This window comes from Aquincola sp. J276 (genome assembly GCF_024700035.1).
Taxonomy (GTDB): Bacteria; Pseudomonadota; Gammaproteobacteria; order Burkholderiales; family Burkholderiaceae_C; genus Aquincola; species Aquincola tertiaricarbonis.
Window position 1 is genome coordinate 1,617,532 of record NZ_JAJONC010000002.1, and the last position, 16,982, is coordinate 1,634,513.

The following is a 16,982-nucleotide window of genomic DNA, read 5'->3' on the forward strand; positions in this document are numbered from 1 at the left end:
CCTGGTCCTCAAGCCTTGACGGGGGTCGGGGCTGCCTTGCCGTGTTCGGGCGAGGGCCACAGGCCGCGGGGACGGACCAGCATGATGATGATCATTGCGGAGGCGATCAGCAGCTGGCGCAGGATGGCGGCGTCCAGCCGGCCGCCGGTCATCTGCTGCAGCGGGCCGGCCACGTAGCGCAGCACCTCGGGCAGCGCGGCCAGCATCACCGCGCCCAGGATCACGCCCGGCAGGTGGCCCAGGCCACCCAGCACGATCATGGCCACGATCATCACGCTTTCCATCAGGCTGAACGATTCGGGCGAGACGAAGCCCTGGAACGCCGCGAACATCGAGCCCGACACGCCGCCGAAACTGGCGCCCATGCCGAAGGCCAGCAGCTTCATGTTGCGGGTGTTGATGCCCATGGCCTTGGCGGCGATCTCATCCTCGCGGATGGCCATCCAGGCGCGGCCGATGCGCGAGGTCTCGAGCCGGTGGCAGATCACCACGCTGACCACCACCAGCAGCAGGAACAGGTAGTAGTACATCGTCACCGACGGGATGGTGAAGTCGCCGATCTGCAGCGACTTGCCGAAGTCCAGTCCGAAGATGCGCATCGAGTCGATGCGATCGAGGCCCCGCGGGCCGTTGGTGATGTTGACCGGGTGCTCCATGTTGTTCATGAACACGCGGATGATCTCGCCGAAGCCCAGCGTGACGATGGCCAGGTAGTCGCCGCGCAGCTTGAGCACCGGCGTGCCCAGCAGCACGCCCGCCATCGCCGCGAGCAACGCCGCAAGCGGCACCACCAGCCAGATGGGCGTGTGCAGGCCGTTCGGGAACATCGCCTTGAAGCCCTCGAAGGTCTCCGACAGGTGCGGCGAGGCCAGCAGCGCGAACATGTAGGCGCCCACCGCGTAGAACGCGACGAAGCCCAGGTCCAGCAGGCCGGCGTAGCCGACCACGATGTTCAGGCCCAGCGCCAGCAGCACGTACAGCAGCGCCGACGACATGATGCGCACCCAGCCCGCGCCGAACTGGCCGGCGAAGATGGGCAGCGCGATCAGGAACGCGGCCGCGATGAGAAAGAGGACGAACTTGTTCTTCATGTTGCTGCCCCCGCGTCAGGCACGGTCGGCCACGCGCTCGCCCAGCAGGCCCGAGGGGCGCAGGGTCAGCACGAGGATCAGTGCGATGAACGCGAAGATGTCCGCGTAGTGGCTGCCCAGCACGCCGCCGGTCAGCTCGCCGAGGTAGCCCGCGCCGATGGCCTCGATCAGGCCCAGCAGGATGCCACCCACCATGGCGCCGGTGAGGTTGCCGATGCCGCCCATCACCGCGGCGGTGAAGGCCTTCAGCCCGGGCAGGAAGCCCATGGAGTGCTGCACCGTGCCGTAGTTGAGCGCCCACATCATGCCGGCGATGGCGGCCAGCGCCGCGCCGATGATGAAGGTGGCCGAGATGACCATGTCGGGCCGCACTCCCATCAGCGAGGCCACGCGCGGGTTCTCGGCGGTGGCGCGCATCGCGCGGCCGAGCTTGGTCTTGTTCACCAGCCACAGCAGCGCGGCCAGGATGACGCCGGTGGTGACCAGGATCAGCAGCTGCGTGACGCTGATGACCGCGCCGCCGAGGTCGATCGGATCGGTGGGCAGCAGCAGCGGGAAGGGCTTGGGATTGGGCTTCCACAGGATCATGGCCAGCGTCTGCAGCAGCAGGCTCATGCCCATGGCGGTGATCAGCGGAGCCAGGCGCGGCGCATTGCGCAGCGGGCGGTAGGCCAGCTTCTCGATGGTGAAGTTGAGTGCCGAGCACACGAAGATGGCGCAAGGCAGCGCGATCAGCAGCAGCGCCCAACCCGGCAGGCCGCTGTCGGCGAGGAAGGTGACCACCGTCCAGCTGGTGAGCGCACCCACCATCAGCACTTCCCCGTGCGCGAAATTGATCAGGTTGATGATGCCGTAGACCATCGTGTAGCCCAGTGCCACCAGCGCATACATGCTGCCGAGCACCAGACCGTTGATGATCTGTTGAAAGAAGATATCCATTGGGAAAGTAGCCTCCGGTAGGTCCCGCGCCATGCCTCCTCATGGGAAGGCATTGCTCTTGTCCAGGTGGTAGCAAGAAACCGGCCGTGTGTGCCGTACTACCCCTTGCACCAATCGTCTGTCACGCTGGCGGCGCGGATTGTAGGGGCGGGTTTTGCGCAGTTCCGCGAGTACTAACCCGTCAGGGCCCGCAGTGCACGGCATGGGTCCATGCCGAGGCGGCAACAGGGCTTGCGCCGCGCGTCAACCCGTGCGGCTGGCTTCCAGGTTCAGCCGCCGCAGCTCGGCCAGCCGCTCGCCGATGCGCAGCTCCAGCCCGCGCGGCACCGGCTGGTAGAAGCCGGGCGGGGCCATGCCCTCGGGCAGGTAGCTTTCGCCGGCCGCGAAGCCGCCGGCCTCGTCGTGCGCATAGCGGTAGTCGCGGCCGTAGTCCAGCTCCTTCATTAGCTGCGTGGGCGCATTGCGCAGGTGCAGCGGCACCGGCCGCGTGCCGTCGCGCTTGACGAAGGCGCGCGCCGCGTTCCACGCGCCGTAGACGGCATTGGACTTGGGCGCCATCGCCAGGTAGACGATGCACTGCGCGATGGTCAGCTCCCCTTCCGGCGACCCCAGCCGCTCGTAGGTCTCGGCGGCGTCCAGCGCCAGGCGCAGCGCGCGCGGGTCGGCCAGGCCGATGTCCTCGCTGGCCATGCGCACCACGCGGCGGATGACGTAGCGCGGGTCCACCCCGCCGTCGAGCATGCGGGCCAGCCAGTACAGCGCGGCATCGGGGTCGGAGCCGCGCACCGACTTGTGCAGGGCGGAGATGGTGTCGTAGAACTGTTCGCCGCCCTTGTCGTAGCGCCGCAGCTGCTCGCCGAGCGACTTTTCCAGCGCCGCCTCGTCCAGTTCGGCCAGCGGGCCGGCCAGGCTCACCAGGTTGTCGTAGGCATTGAGCAGGCGGCGGGCGTCGCCGTCGGCATAGCCGATCAGGCGGTCGCGTGCGGCCTCGCTCAGCGGCGGGGCCTGCAGCTCGGCCCGGGCGCGTTCGATCAGCGCGGCCATGTCCTCTTCGTCCAGTGCCTTGAGCACATGCACCGTGGCCCGCGACAGCAGCGCCGAGTTCACCTCGAAGCTGGGGTTCTCGGTCGTGGCGCCGATGAAGGTGAACAGGCCCGCCTCCACATGCGGCAGGAAGGCATCCTGCTGGCCCTTGTTGAAGCGGTGCACCTCGTCGACGAAGACCACGCTGGCGCGGCCCTGCCCACGCGCCACCTGGGCGCGCTCCACCGCCTCACGGATGTCCTTCACGCCGCCCAGCACGGCCGACAGCACGATGAACTGCGCATCGAACGCGCCGGCCATCAGCCGCGCCAGCGTGGTCTTGCCCACGCCGGGCGGGCCCCACAGGATCATCGAATGCAGGCGGCCAGTCTCGAAGGCGGTGCGCAGCGGCTTGCCCGGGCCCAGCAGGTGGCGCTGGCCGATCACCTCGTCCAGCGTACGCGGGCGCAGGCGTTCGGCCAGGGGCACCGGCCCGGCTGTGGTGGCATCGGCCGCCTTGCGCGGCTTGCCGCCGCCGGCCGCAGGCTGCGGCGCGGGGGGCAGATCGTCGAACAGCGACTCGGTCATGCGTCGGATTGTGGCGGCCTTTCCCCGCGTTATTCGTGGGTTGGCGCGGGGGCGCGCGGGGCGACACTGGGCCGCGTCACCCTGAAACGAGGTTCGAGATGAGCGTTACCACCGCCGAAGAAGCCATTGCCGTGAGCGCCATCGACAGCACCGCAGGCGCGCCGCGCGAGGTGCTCTCGTTCAAGCTGGGTGCCGAGGAATATGGCATCGATATCCTGAAGGTGCAGGAGATCCGCGGCTACGAGCCGCCGACCCGCATTGCGCATGCGCCGCAGTTCTTCAAGGGCGTGGTGAACCTGCGCGGGGTGATCGTGCCCATCATCGACCTGCGCGCACGCTTCGGCCTGGACAACGTCGAGATCAACGAGTTCACCGTCGTCATCATCCTCAACATCGCCGGCCGCACCGTCGGCATCGTGGTGGACGCGGTGAGCGACGTGCTGGAGATGCCGCCCGAGCGCATCCAGCCCGCACCCGACTTCAACTCGATGATCGACGCCAGCTATATCCACGGCCTGGGCAGCGTCACCATGGGCGACACCGACCGCATGCTGATCGTGATGGACATCGAGCGGCTGATGAGCAGCCCCGACATGGGCCTGTTCGACTAGCTCGCTTCAGGGCTGGCGCAGCACCTCGGCGCCCTTGGGCGCCACGAAGCGGAAGGTGTCTTCCGGCAGTGCGGCATTGGTCTCGAAGCCGTCGAACTGCAGCACCGAGCGCTGGCCGAAGCCGTCGACGATCTCCACCGCCGCCAGCGTCTTGCCGCGGAAGCCCACGCGCAGCGACTGGAAGGCGCCGTCCTTCTGCTTGGGCTGGGCCAGCGCCCAATCCAGGCCGTTGGCACTCGGCTGGTTGCTCAGCTCGAAGTCCGTGTCCAGCGACTTGCCGGCCAGCAGCGCGGCTGGCGTGGCGCCCAGCGCGGCGCTCATCGGCCGCACGCTGACCTGGTTCAGGTCCACGTCGTGCAGCCACACCTGCTTGCCGTCGCCCACGATCAGCTGCTCGAACGGCTTGGCATAGGCGAAGCGGAAGCGGTCGGGCCGCGAGAACTCGAAGCGGCCGCTGGAGGTCTTCTTCTTCGCGCCATCGGGCGAGGTCACCGTCTGGGTGAAGGCGGCGCGGCCGCTCTTCACGTCGCGCACGAACTCGCGCAGCGTGTCCACCGCATCGGCCCGCGCCGCGCTGGCGGCCAGCGCCAGCACCAGGGCGGCGACGGGCGCCAGGAGTTGTCTAGACAGGTGCATCGGCATCATTCGTCGCGGCGCGGAACCAGCAGGTCCCGGTTGCCATTGGTGGCCATGCTGGATACGAGGCCCGACTTCTCCATTTGTTCCAGCAGCCGGGCCGCGCGGTTGTAACCGATGCGCAGGTGCCGCTGCACCAGCGAGATGGAAGCACGCTTGTGCTGCAGCACGATGGCCACGGCCTGGTCGTACATCGGATCGGCCTCGCCGTTGGCCTCGCCGGGGGCCGGCGGCTCGCCGTCCTCGCCACCTTCCAGCGTGCCGCCCTCCAGCAGGCCCTCGATGTAGTTGGGCTCGCCCTGGCTCTTGAGGTACTCCACCACGCGGTGCACCTCGTCGTCGCTGACGAAGGCGCCGTGCACGCGGATCGGCAGGCCGGTGCCGCTGGGCATGTAGAGCATGTCGCCCATGCCCAGCAGCGCTTCGGCGCCCATCTGGTCGAGGATGGTGCGGCTGTCGATCTTGCTGCTCACCTGGAAGGAAAGCCGCGTCGGGATGTTGGCCTTGATCAGGCCGGTGATCACGTCCACCGAAGGCCGCTGCGTGGCCAGGATCAGGTGCACGCCCGCGGCACGCGCCTTCTGCGCCAGGCGGGCGATCAGCTCCTCGATCTTCTTGCCCACCACCATCATCAGGTCGGCCAGCTCGTCGATCACCACCACGATGAACGGCAGGCGTTCCAGCGGCTCGGGCTCTTCCGGTGTCAGGCTGAAGGGGTTGCCGATCTTTTCGCCGGCGGCGGTGGCCTCGTCGATCTTCTTGTTGTAGCCGGCCAGGTTGCGCACGCCCAGCTTGCTCATCAGCTTGTAGCGGCGCTCCATCTCGGCCACGCACCAGTTCAGCGCATTGCTGGCCTGCTTCATGTCCGTCACCACCGGGCACAGCAGGTGCGGAATGCCCTCGTACACGCTCATCTCGAGCATCTTCGGGTCGATCAGGATCAGCCGCACGTCCCGCGCCTCGGCCTTGTACAGCAGGCTGAGGATCATCGCGTTGATGCCCACCGACTTGCCCGAGCCGGTGGTGCCGGCCACCAGGCAGTGCGGCATCTTGGCCAGGTCGGCCACCACCGGCGCGCCGATGATGTCCTTGCCCAGGCCCATCGTCAGCTGCGAAGCGGCGTCGGCATACACCTGCGAGCCGAGGATTTCGGCCAGCCGGATGGTCTGCCGCTTGGCGTTGGGCAGCTCCAGCGCCATGTAGTTCTTGCCCGGGATGGTTTCCACCACGCGGATGCTCACCAGGCTGAGCGAGCGCGCCAGGTCCTTGGCCAGGTTCACCACCTGCGAGCCCTTGACGCCCGTGGCCGGCTCGATCTCGTACCGCGTGACCACCGGGCCGGGCGACGCCGCCACCACCCGCACCTCGACGCCGAAGTCCTTCAACTTCTTCTCGATCATGCGGCTGGTCATCTCCAGCGTCTCGGGCGTCACCGTCTCGGTGCGGCCGGCGGGCGCGGCGTCCAGCAGATCGACCTGGGGCAGCCGGGTGTCGCTCAGCTCGCGGAACAGGGGCTTCTGGCGTTCCTTGGCCACGCGGGTGCTCTTGGGCACTTCCACCATCGTGGGCTCGATGACGATGGGCGCGTGGTCTTCAACCACCTGGCGTTCCACCTCCACCGTCTCGTCGCGCTCGCGCTGGGCCTGCTCGCCGATGCGCTGGTCCTCGGCGCGCTCGCGGCGCTCCTGGCGCCGGGTGCGCAGGCTGTCGATGGCCTCGCCCAGCCGGTCGGCCACGCGCAGCCACGAAAAGCGCAGCGCCAGCGACATGCCGCCCACCAGCGCGGCGATCCACAGCACGCCCGAGCCGGCGAAGCCCAGCCACTTCATCGACACCGGCCCCAGCAGGAAGCCGATCACGCCGCCGGCCGGGCCGGGCAGCGAATCCTCGAAGCGGTACAGGCGCGTCCACTCCAGCGCGGTGCTGGCGGCCATCAGCAGCACCAGGCCGATCCAGAAGCGACCGACACCCTGCGGCGGATCCACGTCGCCCCGCAGGCCGCGCAGCAGCGCCGCCAGCCAGGCACGCGCGGCCACCACCGGCAGCCACCACACCGAATGGCCGAACAGGTACATCGCGCAATCGGACCCCCAGGCGCCCAGCAGGCCCGCCTTGTTGTGCAGCGGCCCGCCGCTGCCGGAGGTGGAGAAGCCCGGATCGGCCGGATGGTGCGTCAGCAGCGCCAGCACGCCCAGCAGCCACAGCACGCCGCCGATGATCAGCATGAGTTGCAGCCGCAGGCGAAGGCTCACCTCGCGGTTGCCCGCGGCATCGGCCGCAGGCGCAGCCTGAGAGGAAGCGGCCGCGGCACCACGGGCCGGGCGGGTGGGGGCCGAACCGGGTTCGGCGCGCAAGGACCCTAACGGAAACGTCATGGGCCGGGATTGTGGCGCATCGCGCCTGCGGGACAGCCGGCCGGCGTTACTCCTGCTTGGCGGCTTCCTTGATGATGACCGAGCCGTTGTCCTGGGTCTCGATCACGCCGCGTTCCTCCAGGTCCTTCATGACCCGGCTGACCATCTCGCGCGAGGCGCCCACCACCTTGGCCATGTCCTGGCGCGAAACCTTGTTGCGGATCAGCTGCACGCCGTTCACGTCCTCGGCCATCTCCAGCAGCGTGCGGGCCACCCGGCCGTACACGTCCAGCAGCGCCAGGGATTCGATCTGCCGGTCGGCACTGCGCAGGCGCTGCACCAGCCCTCGCATGATGGCGTAGGCCAGGCTGGAGTTCTCGGGCAGGCAGCGCGCGAATTCGGTGCGGCCGAGGATCAGCATGTCGGTCTGGATCTCGGCGCGCACGGTGGCCGAATGCGGCTCGTTGTCGATCAGGCTCATCTCGCCCACGTAGTCGCCGGATTCCAGCACCGCCAGGATCACCTCGCGGCCGCGCTGGTCGGCGGTGAGCACGCGCGCACGGCCGTTGAGCAGGATGAACAGCGCGTTGCTCTTGCGGCCCTGCTCCACCACCAGTTCCCCGCGGCGGAAGCGACGCTTCACGACGCTGTCCGCGATCGCCTGGGCTTGTTCATTGGTCAGCAGCGAGAACAGCGGAACGCGGCGGATCAGGTCGAGATTGGAGAGCATCGACATGGGTCACTCCTGCATCAGTAGCCTTCGATATCGGCGTCCAACGCTATTGGGTTGAGGGGCTGCCTACAATTTCACTATTGTGCCCATTGACATCCTTGCGCGATGGCCGGGCACCCCCATGACACACTTCTCGGCGCGCCGCATTGCGGCCTCTGCGTCACACGGAAACTCTTCAATGACTGCTGCAAGCTCCCAACACGCCCAGGTGCTGATCCTCGGCTCCGGCCCCGCCGGCTACACCGCGGCCATCTACGCCGCACGCGCCAACCTCAAGCCGATGCTGGTCACCGGCATGGCCCAGGGCGGCCAGCTGATGACCACCACCGAGGTGGACAACTGGCCGGCCGACGTCGCGGGCGTGATGGGGCCGGACCTGATGCAGCGCTTCCAGCAGCATGCGGAGCGGTTCAACACACAGATGGTGTTCGACCACATCAACGAGGTCGACCTGTCCAAGCGCCCGTTCACCCTCAAGGGCGACAGCGGCACCTACACCTGCGACGCGCTCATCATCGCCACCGGCGCCAGCGCGAAGTACCTGGGCCTGCCCAGCGAGCAGGCCTTCATGGGCCGCGGCGTCAGCGGCTGCGCGACGTGTGACGGCTTCTTCTACCGTGGCCAGGAAGTGTGCGTGGTGGGCGGCGGCAACACCGCGGTGGAGGAAGCGCTCTACCTGTCCAACATCGCCACCAAGGTGCACCTGATTCACCGCCGGGACAAGTTCCGCGCCGAAGCCATCCTGGTCGACAAGCTGATGGACAAGGTGGCGGCCGGCAAGATGGAACTGCACACGTTCCAGCAACTCGACGAAGTGCTGGGCGATGCCACCGGCGTGACCGGCGTGCGGCTGCGCAGCACGCAGGATGGCAGCACCCGCGACCTGACGGTCAAGGGCTGCTTCATCGCCATCGGCCACCAGCCCAACACCGACATCTTCAAGGGGCAGATCGAGATGAAGGACGGGTACATCGTCACCAAGTCCGGCCTGGAAGGTTTTGCCACGATGACCACCGTTCCGGGCGTGTTTGCCGCGGGCGACGTGCAGGACCACATCTACCGCCAGGCGATCACCAGCGCGGGCACCGGCTGCATGGCAGCGCTTGACGCTCAGCGGTTCTTGGAGCAGTCCGCGTGACATGCTATACTCGCGGTCTTTGCCGGATCCTCGGCTGAACCGAACATTTAACGGAGAAGCGTCGTCATGGCACGCGTCTGTCAAGTAACGGGCAAGGGCCCGATGACGGGAAACAATGTTTCCCACGCCAACAACAAAACCAAGCGCCGCTGGCTGCCGAACCTGCAGTACCGCCGCTTCTGGCTCGAGACCGAGAACCGTTGGGTGCGCCTGCGCATTTCCAACGCTGCCCTGCGGTTGATCGACAAGGTCGGCATCGACCAGGTCGTCGCCGATCTGCGCGCCAAGGGCGCGCTGTAACCCCGCACGCTAGGAGCAGCTCATGGCCACCAAAGGCGGACGCGAAAAGATCAAGCTGGAGTCGACTGCCGGCACCGGTCACTTCTACACCACGAACAAGAACAAGAAGACCACGCCTGAAAAGCTGGAATTCCTGAAGTTCGACCCGAAGGCACGCAAGCACGTGCTGTACAAGGAAACCAAGCTGAAGTGATCCACTTCCGCTGAGTTGCCAAAGGCCGCGCAGGCGGCCTTTTGTTTTGCCTGAATCGTCTGAAGGGCCGCGCAAGCGGCCCTTTTGCATGGGCGACACACCACCTTCCAATGGCCAGACAGGGATGAACCGGGCATGAAAAAGGGAGCCGAAGCTCCCTTGGTCTGATCTGCCGGGCGGCCGCTGCGTGAGCAGGTGCCGCGGTCGGCTGGTTCGGTCGTCAGGCCCGTGCGGCGCGCAGCTTGGTCGAGAAGTCGTGCAGCGCGGTGATGCCGCTCTCTTCCGCACGCTTGCACCACGCCTGCAGGTCGGCGACCAGTTGCTCGGCCGATACGTTGGTGCGCGTCCAGATCTGGCGCAGCTCTTCGCGCATCGTCACCAGCTTGGTGAGCGAGGCGCTTTGCGCCATGGCGCCGGCCACATGCGCCTTCACACCGTGCGGGATCTTGTCGTCGTCCCGGTGCAGCCAGCGCTTGGCCAGGCGCATTTCCGTCCAGCGGGCGGAATTCTTGGCGCCCTGCTGCTTGAGGTGCTCCAGCTCCAGGGCACAGGCGCGGCGCAGCTCCTTGGCATACGACGCCATGACTTCGTATCGGTTGTTGATCACCGCCTCCAGCGTCTTGTCGTCGGCCACCGGCTTGACCTGGCCCAGCTTGAGCTGCGGCGCCGTCTTCCGCACCTTGGCCCAGCCAATCATCTCCATCGCGCGGATGTAGCCCCAGCCGATGTCGAACTCGTACTTCTTGACCGAGAACTTGGCCGAGGTGGGGTAGGTGTGGTGGTTGTTGTGCAGCTCTTCGCCGCCGATGATGATGCCCCAGGGCGACACGTTGGTCGACGCGTCCACCGCCTCGAAGTTGCGGTAGCCCCAGTAGTGGCCGATCCCGTTGATGATGCCGGCGGCGTTGATGGGGATCCACAGCATCTGCACGGCCCAGACCGTCAGGCCCAGCGCACCGAACAGGAACAGGTTGATCAGCAGCATCAGGCCCACACCCTGCCACGAATAGCGGGTGTAGAGGTTGCGCTCGATCCAGTCGTCCGGCGTGCCGCGGCCGTACTTGTCGATGGTCTCGTCGTTCTTCGCCTCAGCGCGGTACAGCTCGGCGCCTTCCAGAAGCACCTTCTTGATGCCGCGGGTCTGCGGGCTGTGCGGATCGTCCTCGGTCTCGCACTTGGCGTGGTGCTTGCGGTGGATCGCCACCCCTCTTTGGTGACCATGCCGGTCGTCAGCCACAGCCACATGCGGAAGAAATGCTGGGGGATCGGGCCCAGGTCCAGCGAGCGGTGCGCCTGGCTGCGATGCAGGAAGATCGTGACAGCTGCGATCGTGATATGCGTAACAACCAGCGCGTAGACCAGCACTTGCCACCAGGTGGCGTGCAAAGCGCCATGTGCGAGCCAGTCGACGACTGCGCTCCACACCGTCATCAAACCATTCATTGAAAGCCTTTCGGAGAACCTGCAGATTGTAGGTGGTGCACCTGCCTGGAGCACCGTGAAACTACATAGGTTCCACAGCCCATTAGGCGCGCACGCCACACCATCTTCGCGTCAGATCGACGCAGGATTGCTGCAGATCAACGCACGACCCAGGTAAGACCCGTTTTCCTCAGCGTCGTTCCCATGCCGCTGCGAAAAAGCCGTCGGTGGCATGGCGGTGCGGCCACAGGCGCAGGTAGGAGCCGTTCACCAGGCTCTCGGCGCCCTCGACCTTCGCGGCCGTCAGCAGCTCCAGCATGTCGAGCGGCGCCCATTCGCGCTCGAACTCCTGGCTGAAGGCCGCGGCGATGTCCTCGTTTTCCGAGGCCATCAGGCTGCAGGTGGCGTAGACCAGCCGGCCGCCGGACTTCACCAGTCGGGCGGCGCCGCGCAGGATGGCGGCCTGCTGGGTGCGCAAGGCGGCCAGCGTGGCGGGCGACTGGCGCCATTTCAGGTCCGGGTTGCGGCGCAGCGTACCCAGGCCCGAGCACGGCGCGTCCACCAGCACGCGGTCGATCTTGCCGGCCAGCCGCTTGATGCGGTCGTCGCGCTCATGCGCGATCTGCGCCGGGTACACGTTGGACAGCCCGCTGCGCGCCAGCCGCGGCTTCAGCGATTCCAGCCGGTGGCCCGACACGTCGAAGGCGTAGAGGCGGCCGGTGTTGCGCATCGCCGCGCCCAGGGCCAGCGTCTTGCCGCCCGCGCCGGCGCAGAAATCCACCACCATTTCGCCGCGCTTGGCGTCGGTGATGAGCGCCAGCAGCTGGCTGCCTTCGTCCTGCACTTCCACGCCGCCGCCGGTGAACACATCCAGCTTGTTCAGCGCGGGCTTGCCGGGAATGCGCAGGCCCCAGGGCGAAAACGGCGTCTCGGTGCTGTCGATGCCGGCGTCGGCCAGGATCTGCTTGACCTCCGGGCGCTTGGCCTTGAGCGTGTTGACACGCAGGTCCAGCGGCGCGGGCTGGTTCAGGCTTTCGGCCAGTGCCAGGAACTCGTCGGCGCCGAGCGACTGCTCCAGCGGCTGCGAGATCCAGTCCGGCGTGCTGTGGCGCAGCTTGCGCGGCAGGCTGCCGCGGTCGATCTTCTGCACTTCGGCCAGCCAGCCCTGCTCCTGCGGATTGAGCGCGCCGCGCAGGAAGCCCTCGTTGCCCTGCCAGGCCAGCAGCACCAGCCGTCGCTCCAGCGGGCCGCTGCCGCTTTGCGCCAGGTGCTGGAACAGCAGGCGCTGGCGCACCACGGCGTACACCGTCTCCGCAAGGGTGTGCCGCTCGCGCGGGCCCAGCGTGCGGTGGCGGCGGAAAAAGGACGACACCACCGCGTCGGCCGGGATTTCAAACTTCAGGACGTCACCGAGCAGCTCGGTCGTCATTTCCACGAGGGCATTAGGATGCATCCCCGGATTATCCCTGCCGCACCCCGCCACCCACGTGCTGCGCCACTTCCGCACCCGCCCCCGCCTGCTGCTGGGCATGGCCGTGGGCACCGCGGCCGGCCTGCTGGCCGAAGCCGCCGCACCCGCCCGCTGGACCTGGACCACCCCGCTGCTCATCGGCTGGAACACCGGCGTCTGGCTCTACCTGTTCAGCACCTGGCAGATGATGCGGCGCGCCTCGCATGAACGCATGCGCGACATCGCCGCCGCCCATGCCGAGGGCGCCATGGCGGTGATGTGCACCGCGGTGGTGGCCGTGGTGGTGACGCTGGCGGCCATCGCGCTGGAACTGGCCGGTTTCCATGCGGCGGGCGGCTCGGCCGCACCGCGGGTGGCGCTGACGCTGGCCACCTTGTTCGGTTCCTGGCTGCTGCTGGGCACGCTGTTCGCGCTCGCCTACGCCAGCCTGTTCTACCGCGAACGGCACCAGCCAGGGCAGGGCCTGGGCTTTCCGGGGGAGGCGGACGACGACCCGCCGCACTATGGCGACTTCCTCTATTTCTCGTTCACCATCGCCGCCACGTCGCAGACCTCGGACGTGACGGTGGTGGACCGGGAGATCCGCCGCTGGGTGCTGGCGCAGGGCGTGCTGGCCTTCATGTTCAACACGGTGCTGCTGGCGCTGGCCATCAACACCGCGGCGGGGCTGTTCTAGCCCAGGCTGTCGATCACCGCGCGAACGGCCTGCGGATACAGACGGTGCTCTTCCACCAGCACGCGGGCGGCCAGGCTGTGCTCGTCGTCACCGGGAAGGATGGGCACCGCCGCCTGGGCCACGACAGGGCCGTGGTCCAGCTCGGCGGTGACGTAGTGCACCGTGCAGCCGGCCTCGGTGCAGCCGGCCTCGATGGCGCGGCGGTGGGTGTGCAGCCCGGGAAAGGCCGGCAGCAGCGAAGGATGGATGTTGAGCATGCGACCCTCGTAGCGCTGCACGAAGGCCGCGCCCAGGATGCGCATGAAGCCCGCCAGCACCAGCAGGTGCGGCTCGAAGCGGTCGATGGCCTCGGCCAGCGCGGCATCGAAGTCATCCCGGCTGGCGAAGGCCTTGTGGTCCACCGCGGCGGTGGCAATGCCGCGCGACTGCGCGAACACCAGCCCGGCCGCCTCCGGCCGATTGCTGATGACGGCGGCCACCTGGGCCGGCCAGGCTTCGGCGGCGCAGGCCTCGACGATGGCTTCCATGTTGGAGCCGCGGCCGGAAATCAGGATCACGATGCGTTTCATGAGGCGCGGCAGTGTAACGACGGGGCTTCAGGCCCGACCCTAGAATCCCCCTCCCCCGCCGCAGCCCCCAGCCATGACCGAACGCGTTCTCACCGGCATCACCACCACGGGCACGCCCCACCTGGGCAACTACGTGGGCGCCATCCGCCCGGCCATCGCCGCCAGCCGCGAGCCCGGCGTGGAAAGCTTCTTCTTCCTGGCCGACTACCACGCGCTGATCAAGTGCGACGACCCGGCGCGCATCGAGCGCAGCCGGCTGGAGATCGCCGCCACCTGGCTGGCCGCGGGCCTGGATACCGAGCGCGTCACCTTCTACCGCCAGAGCGACATCCCCGAGACGCCCGAGCTCACCTGGCTGCTGACCTGCGTCTGCCCTAAGGGCCTGATGAACCGCGCCCATGCCTACAAGGCCGCGACCGACGCGAACACCGCCGCTGGCGAGGACGTGGACGCCGGCGTGACGATGGGCCTGTTCAGCTACCCCATCCTGATGGCGGCCGACATCCTGCTGTTCAACGCGCACCGGGTGCCGGTGGGCCGCGACCAGGTGCAGCACATCGAGATGGCGCGCGACATGGGCCAGCGCTTCAACCATCTGTTCGGCCAGGGCCGCGAGCTGTTCGTGCTGCCGCGCGCCGAGATCGAGGAAGAAGTGGCGACGCTGCCCGGCCTGGACGGCCGCAAGATGTCCAAGAGCTACGACAACACGATCCCGCTGTTCGAGGGCGGCGCCAAGGGCCTGAAGGACGCGGTGGCTCGCATCGTGACTGATTCGCGCCTGCCCGGCGAGCCGAAGGACACCACCGACGCCGCGCTGGTGACGGTGCACGACGCCTTCGCCAGCCCGGCCGAGCGCGCCGCCTTCCATGCCGACCTGCAGGCCGGCCTGGGCTGGGGCGAGGCCAAGCAGCGGCTGGTGAACCTGCTGGAAGGCCAGATCGCGCCGATGCGCGAGCGCTACGTGGAGCTGATGGCGCACCCCGAGCGCATCGAGGAGGTGCTGCAGCACGGCGCCGCCAAGGCCCGCCGCGTGGCCACGCCCTTCCTGGCCGAGCTGCGCGCGGCGGTGGGCCTGCGCCCCATGCTGGCGGTGGCCCGGGCCGCGCCCGCTGCTGCCGCGCAGGCCGACAAGGCCGCGCTGCCGCTGTTCAAGCAGTACCGCGAGGCCGATGGCCGCTTCTTCTTCAAGCTGGTGGACACGCACGGCCACACGCTGCTGCAGAGCGTGGGCCTGGCCGATGGCCGCGAGGCCGGCGGCTGGGTCAAGCGCCTGAAGACCGAGGCGGCGGCCGCGCTGGCCGACGCGCCGATCGACTGGGCCGCCAGCGGCGAGCGCGCGGCGGCCGAAGCCGCGCTGGCGGCGCTGGCCGCGGCGCAGGACTGAAGGCACGCTGCGCATGGCCGGCATCCACATCCTCGACATCGAAGCCGCCATCAACTGGTGGCGCGAGAAGTCGCCCTCGCCCGACGGCATCACCGCCTGCCCGGAAGTGCGTGCGCTGGCCGAGGTGTATGCGCTGCTGGTGTACTACCACGAGACCGAATGCGACGAGGCCACCATGCCGGCCAAGGCGCGCGACGCCTGGCTGGGCTGGTATGACAGCACGCCGGACGCGCCGTGCATCGCCATCTGCTCCACCGCGCAGGGCGACCCGGTGTGCAAGGGCTGCGGCCGCACCGAGGGTGAAGTGCAGCACTGGCCGCGCATGACGCCGGCCGAGAAGCGCATCGTCTGGCGCCGCATCACGCGCGAAGGCACGGCTTGGCGCTTCAACAAGTATGCGGAGCGGGCGCGCCATGCCACCGGTGCCGACCATCCGCCGCCCGACGCCCTTGCCGATCGTTGACGCCGTCAACGGCCCGGCGCCGCAAGGCCTGGCCGCCAATGCAAGGCACATCGCCCGGCTCGCCTGGCCGCTGCTGATCGGGCAGCTGGCGGTGCTGGCCTTCGGCACCGTGGACACCATGCTGGTGGCCCGCTACGCGGCAGCCGACCTGGCTGCGCTGGCGGTGGGCGGCGCGGCCTACATCACCGTGTTCATCGGGCTGATGGGCGTGGTGCTGGCGCTGGGGCCCATCGTCGGCCAGCTCTACGGCGCCCGCAAGCTGGAAGCGGCGGGCGCGCAGCTGCACCAGGCGGTGTGGCTGGCGCTGGGCCTGTCGGTGCTGGGCAGCACGCTGCTGGCGTTTCCGCAGCCCTTCCTGTGGCTGTCGCGGGCCGAGCCCGAGGTGGCCGACAAGGTGCGCAGCTACACGCTGGCGCTGGCCGCCTCGCTGCCGGCGGCGCTGCTGTTCACCGCCTACCGCGGCTTCAACACCGCGGTCTCGCGGCCCAAGGCCGTCACCGCGCTGCAGATCGGCGGGCTGGCGCTGAAGGTGCCGCTGTCGTTCGCCTTCGTCTTCGGCGCCGGGCCGCTGGCGCCGATGGGCGTGGCCGGCTGCGGCCTGGCCACCTGCATCGCGATGTGGGCGCAGCTCATCGCGGCCTTCGTGCTGCTGCGGCGCGATCCGTTCTACGCACCCTTCCGCATCCTGGGCCGCGGTCTGCTGCCGCCCAGCCGGCCGGCGCTGCTGGCGCAGCTCAAGCTCGGCGTGCCGATGGGGCTGTCCATCGGCATCGAGGTGACGGGCTTCACCTTCATGGCGTTCTTCATCTCGCGGCTGTCGCCCACCGCGGTGGCCGGGCACCAGATCGCGGCCAACCTGGTGGCGCTGATGTACATGCTGCCGCTGGCGCTGGCCAATGCCACCAGCACCCTGGTGGCGCAGTCCATCGGCGCGGGTGCGATGCGGCAGGCGCGCCGCCTGGGCTGGCACGGGCTGGGCATCGGCCTGGGGCTGGCGGTGGCCATCGGCCTGCTGGTGCTGGCCACGCGCGGCACGGTGGTGCGCATCTACACGGGGGACGCCGCCATCATCGCCGCCGCCCTGCCGCTGCTGAGCTGGCTGGCCGTGTTCCACATCGGCGATGCGGCGCAGTGCCTGGCGTCCTTCATCCTGCGGGCCTACCGCATCGCCACGGTGCCGCTGGTGATCTATGCCAGCGCCATCTGGGGCGTGGGCCTGGGCGGCGGCTACTGGCTGGCCTTCGGCCGGCCAGCCTGGGCGCCGGAGGCGCTGTACGGCGCGCGCGGCTTCTGGGCCGCGGCCACGGTAGGGCTGGTCACCGCGGCCACCGGCCTGTGCCTGCTGCTGGCCTGGGTGCAGCGCAAGCGGCTGCACTAGCGGGCCTGCGCCG

16 protein-coding genes and 1 pseudogene are annotated in these 16,982 nt (G+C 68.6%); 8 read left to right on the forward strand and 9 right to left on the reverse strand.

The annotated features are described in order from the left end of the window. Positions 1-8 precede the first annotated feature (8 nt). From LRS14_RS25290 to LRS14_RS25300, 3 genes are all read right to left on the reverse strand, one after another. Positions 9-1,091 carry an ABC transporter permease subunit gene (locus LRS14_RS25290; RefSeq protein WP_046113745.1) on the reverse strand — a complete coding sequence of 361 codons (1,083 nt, stop codon included), beginning with the start codon at positions 1,089-1,091 and terminating at the stop codon, positions 9-11. A gap of 15 nt (positions 1,092-1,106) precedes the next feature. After that, positions 1,107-2,030, reverse strand: coding sequence for a branched-chain amino acid ABC transporter permease (locus tag LRS14_RS25295; RefSeq protein ID WP_046113744.1), 924 nt, complete (start codon positions 2,028-2,030; stop codon positions 1,107-1,109). Between the two features lie 243 nt (positions 2,031-2,273). Beyond that, positions 2,274-3,641 (reverse strand): replication-associated recombination protein A, encoded by a 1,368-nt coding sequence (locus LRS14_RS25300; protein ID WP_257801574.1) that lies wholly within the window; start codon positions 3,639-3,641, stop codon positions 2,274-2,276. A gap of 98 nt (positions 3,642-3,739) precedes the next feature. On the opposite strand from LRS14_RS25300, the gene LRS14_RS25305 reads away from it, so the two are divergent. After that, positions 3,740-4,252 carry a chemotaxis protein CheW gene (locus LRS14_RS25305; protein ID WP_046113743.1) on the forward strand — a complete coding sequence of 171 codons (513 nt, stop codon included), beginning with the start codon at positions 3,740-3,742 and terminating at the stop codon, positions 4,250-4,252. A gap of 6 nt (positions 4,253-4,258) precedes the next feature. Here LRS14_RS25305 and lolA read toward each other — a convergent pair whose 3' ends face one another. Genes lolA through LRS14_RS25320 form a run of 3 tightly spaced genes read right to left on the reverse strand, consistent with a single transcriptional unit; the run spans position 4,259 to position 7,978 of the window. Beyond that, positions 4,259-4,897: an outer membrane lipoprotein chaperone LolA gene (gene lolA, locus LRS14_RS25310; RefSeq protein ID WP_257801575.1), complete on the reverse strand. Its 639-nt coding sequence runs from the start codon at positions 4,895-4,897 to the stop codon at positions 4,259-4,261. Beyond that, entirely contained in the window at positions 4,894-7,263 is a 2,370-nt protein-coding gene (locus LRS14_RS25315; RefSeq protein WP_404977614.1) for a DNA translocase FtsK, read from the reverse strand. The genes lolA and LRS14_RS25315 overlap by 4 nt, the downstream gene beginning before the upstream one ends. Before the next feature lie 46 nt (positions 7,264-7,309). Next, on the reverse strand, positions 7,310-7,978 hold the full coding sequence (locus LRS14_RS25320; protein WP_046113741.1) for a Crp/Fnr family transcriptional regulator: 669 nt from the start codon (positions 7,976-7,978) through the stop codon (positions 7,310-7,312). Between the two features lie 175 nt (positions 7,979-8,153). On the opposite strand from LRS14_RS25320, the gene trxB reads away from it, so the two are divergent. The 3 genes from trxB (at position 8,154) to rpmG (ending at position 9,606) form a co-directional block, all read left to right on the forward strand. After that, a complete protein-coding gene (gene trxB / locus LRS14_RS25325; protein WP_257801576.1) occupies positions 8,154-9,113 on the forward strand; it encodes a thioredoxin-disulfide reductase in 960 nt (319 codons plus the stop codon). Between the two features lie 66 nt (positions 9,114-9,179). Then, a complete protein-coding gene (gene rpmB, locus LRS14_RS25330) occupies positions 9,180-9,413 on the forward strand; it encodes a 50S ribosomal protein L28 (protein ID WP_046113739.1) in 234 nt (77 codons plus the stop codon). Between the two features lie 22 nt (positions 9,414-9,435). Further along, positions 9,436-9,606: a 50S ribosomal protein L33 gene (gene rpmG, locus LRS14_RS25335; protein WP_046113738.1), complete on the forward strand. Its 171-nt coding sequence runs from the start codon at positions 9,436-9,438 to the stop codon at positions 9,604-9,606. A gap of 220 nt (positions 9,607-9,826) precedes the next feature. Here rpmG and LRS14_RS25340 read toward each other — a convergent pair. Together LRS14_RS25340 and LRS14_RS25345 are read right to left on the reverse strand one after the other, a co-directional pair. Then, positions 9,827-11,037, reverse strand: a pseudogene (locus LRS14_RS25340) (acyl-CoA desaturase). Positions 11,038-11,218: 181 nt separating this feature from the next. Next, positions 11,219-12,481, reverse strand: coding sequence for an RsmB/NOP family class I SAM-dependent RNA methyltransferase (locus LRS14_RS25345; protein WP_046113736.1), 1,263 nt, complete (start codon positions 12,479-12,481; stop codon positions 11,219-11,221). A gap of 34 nt (positions 12,482-12,515) precedes the next feature. Here LRS14_RS25345 and LRS14_RS25350 point away from each other — a divergent pair, with 34 nt between their 5' ends. Continuing rightward, positions 12,516-13,175 carry a DUF1345 domain-containing protein gene (locus LRS14_RS25350; protein ID WP_257801577.1) on the forward strand — a complete coding sequence of 220 codons (660 nt, stop codon included), beginning with the start codon at positions 12,516-12,518 and terminating at the stop codon, positions 13,173-13,175. Here the strand turns inward: LRS14_RS25350 and purN are convergent. After that, the gene (gene purN, locus LRS14_RS25355; RefSeq protein WP_046113734.1) at positions 13,172-13,744 is read right to left on the reverse strand and encodes a phosphoribosylglycinamide formyltransferase; all 573 of its coding nucleotides are present in this window, start codon (positions 13,742-13,744) and stop codon (positions 13,172-13,174) included. The genes LRS14_RS25350 and purN overlap by 4 nt on opposite strands. Before the next feature lie 73 nt (positions 13,745-13,817). On the opposite strand from purN, the gene LRS14_RS25360 reads away from it, so the two are divergent. From LRS14_RS25360 to LRS14_RS25370, 3 genes are read left to right on the forward strand one after another with little or no spacing between them, the layout of a single operon-like run. After that, positions 13,818-15,128, forward strand: a complete 1,311-nt coding sequence (locus LRS14_RS25360; RefSeq protein ID WP_257801578.1) for a tryptophan--tRNA ligase — start codon at positions 13,818-13,820, stop codon at positions 15,126-15,128. 13 nt (positions 15,129-15,141) lie between these two features. Beyond that, on the forward strand, positions 15,142-15,591 hold the full coding sequence (locus LRS14_RS25365; protein WP_257801579.1) for a DUF3717 domain-containing protein: 450 nt from the start codon (positions 15,142-15,144) through the stop codon (positions 15,589-15,591). Beyond that, the gene (locus tag LRS14_RS25370) at positions 15,578-16,969 is read left to right on the forward strand and encodes an MATE family efflux transporter (protein WP_257801581.1); all 1,392 of its coding nucleotides are present in this window, start codon (positions 15,578-15,580) and stop codon (positions 16,967-16,969) included. The genes LRS14_RS25365 and LRS14_RS25370 overlap by 14 nt, the downstream gene beginning before the upstream one ends. The last annotated feature ends 13 nt before the right edge of the window (positions 16,970-16,982 follow it).

Bases quoted from the DNA above. Each gene is read 5' to 3' on its own strand.
- LRS14_RS25290 (WP_046113745.1), bottom strand. From the start codon at position 1,091: ATGAAGAACAAGTTCGTCCTCTTTCTCATCGCGGCCGCGTTCCTGATC.
- LRS14_RS25295 (WP_046113744.1), bottom strand. From the start codon at position 2,030: ATGGATATCTTCTTTCAACAGATCATCAACGGTCTGGTGCTCGGCAGC.
- LRS14_RS25300 (WP_257801574.1), bottom strand. From the start codon at position 3,641: ATGACCGAGTCGCTGTTCGACGATCTGCCCCCCGCGCCGCAGCCTGCG.
- LRS14_RS25305 (WP_046113743.1), top strand. From the start codon at position 3,740: ATGAGCGTTACCACCGCCGAAGAAGCCATTGCCGTGAGCGCCATCGAC.
- lolA (WP_257801575.1), bottom strand. From the start codon at position 4,897: ATGATGCCGATGCACCTGTCTAGACAACTCCTGGCGCCCGTCGCCGCC.
- LRS14_RS25315 (WP_404977614.1), bottom strand. From the start codon at position 7,263: ATGACGTTTCCGTTAGGGTCCTTGCGCGCCGAACCCGGTTCGGCCCCC.
- LRS14_RS25320 (WP_046113741.1), bottom strand. From the start codon at position 7,978: ATGTCGATGCTCTCCAATCTCGACCTGATCCGCCGCGTTCCGCTGTTC.
- trxB (WP_257801576.1), top strand. From the start codon at position 8,154: ATGACTGCTGCAAGCTCCCAACACGCCCAGGTGCTGATCCTCGGCTCC.
- rpmB (WP_046113739.1), top strand. From the start codon at position 9,180: ATGGCACGCGTCTGTCAAGTAACGGGCAAGGGCCCGATGACGGGAAAC.
- rpmG (WP_046113738.1), top strand. From the start codon at position 9,436: ATGGCCACCAAAGGCGGACGCGAAAAGATCAAGCTGGAGTCGACTGCC.
- LRS14_RS25345 (WP_046113736.1), bottom strand. From the start codon at position 12,481: ATGCATCCTAATGCCCTCGTGGAAATGACGACCGAGCTGCTCGGTGAC.
- purN (WP_046113734.1), bottom strand. From the start codon at position 13,744: ATGAAACGCATCGTGATCCTGATTTCCGGCCGCGGCTCCAACATGGAA.
- LRS14_RS25360 (WP_257801578.1), top strand. From the start codon at position 13,818: ATGACCGAACGCGTTCTCACCGGCATCACCACCACGGGCACGCCCCAC.
- LRS14_RS25365 (WP_257801579.1), top strand. From the start codon at position 15,142: ATGGCCGGCATCCACATCCTCGACATCGAAGCCGCCATCAACTGGTGG.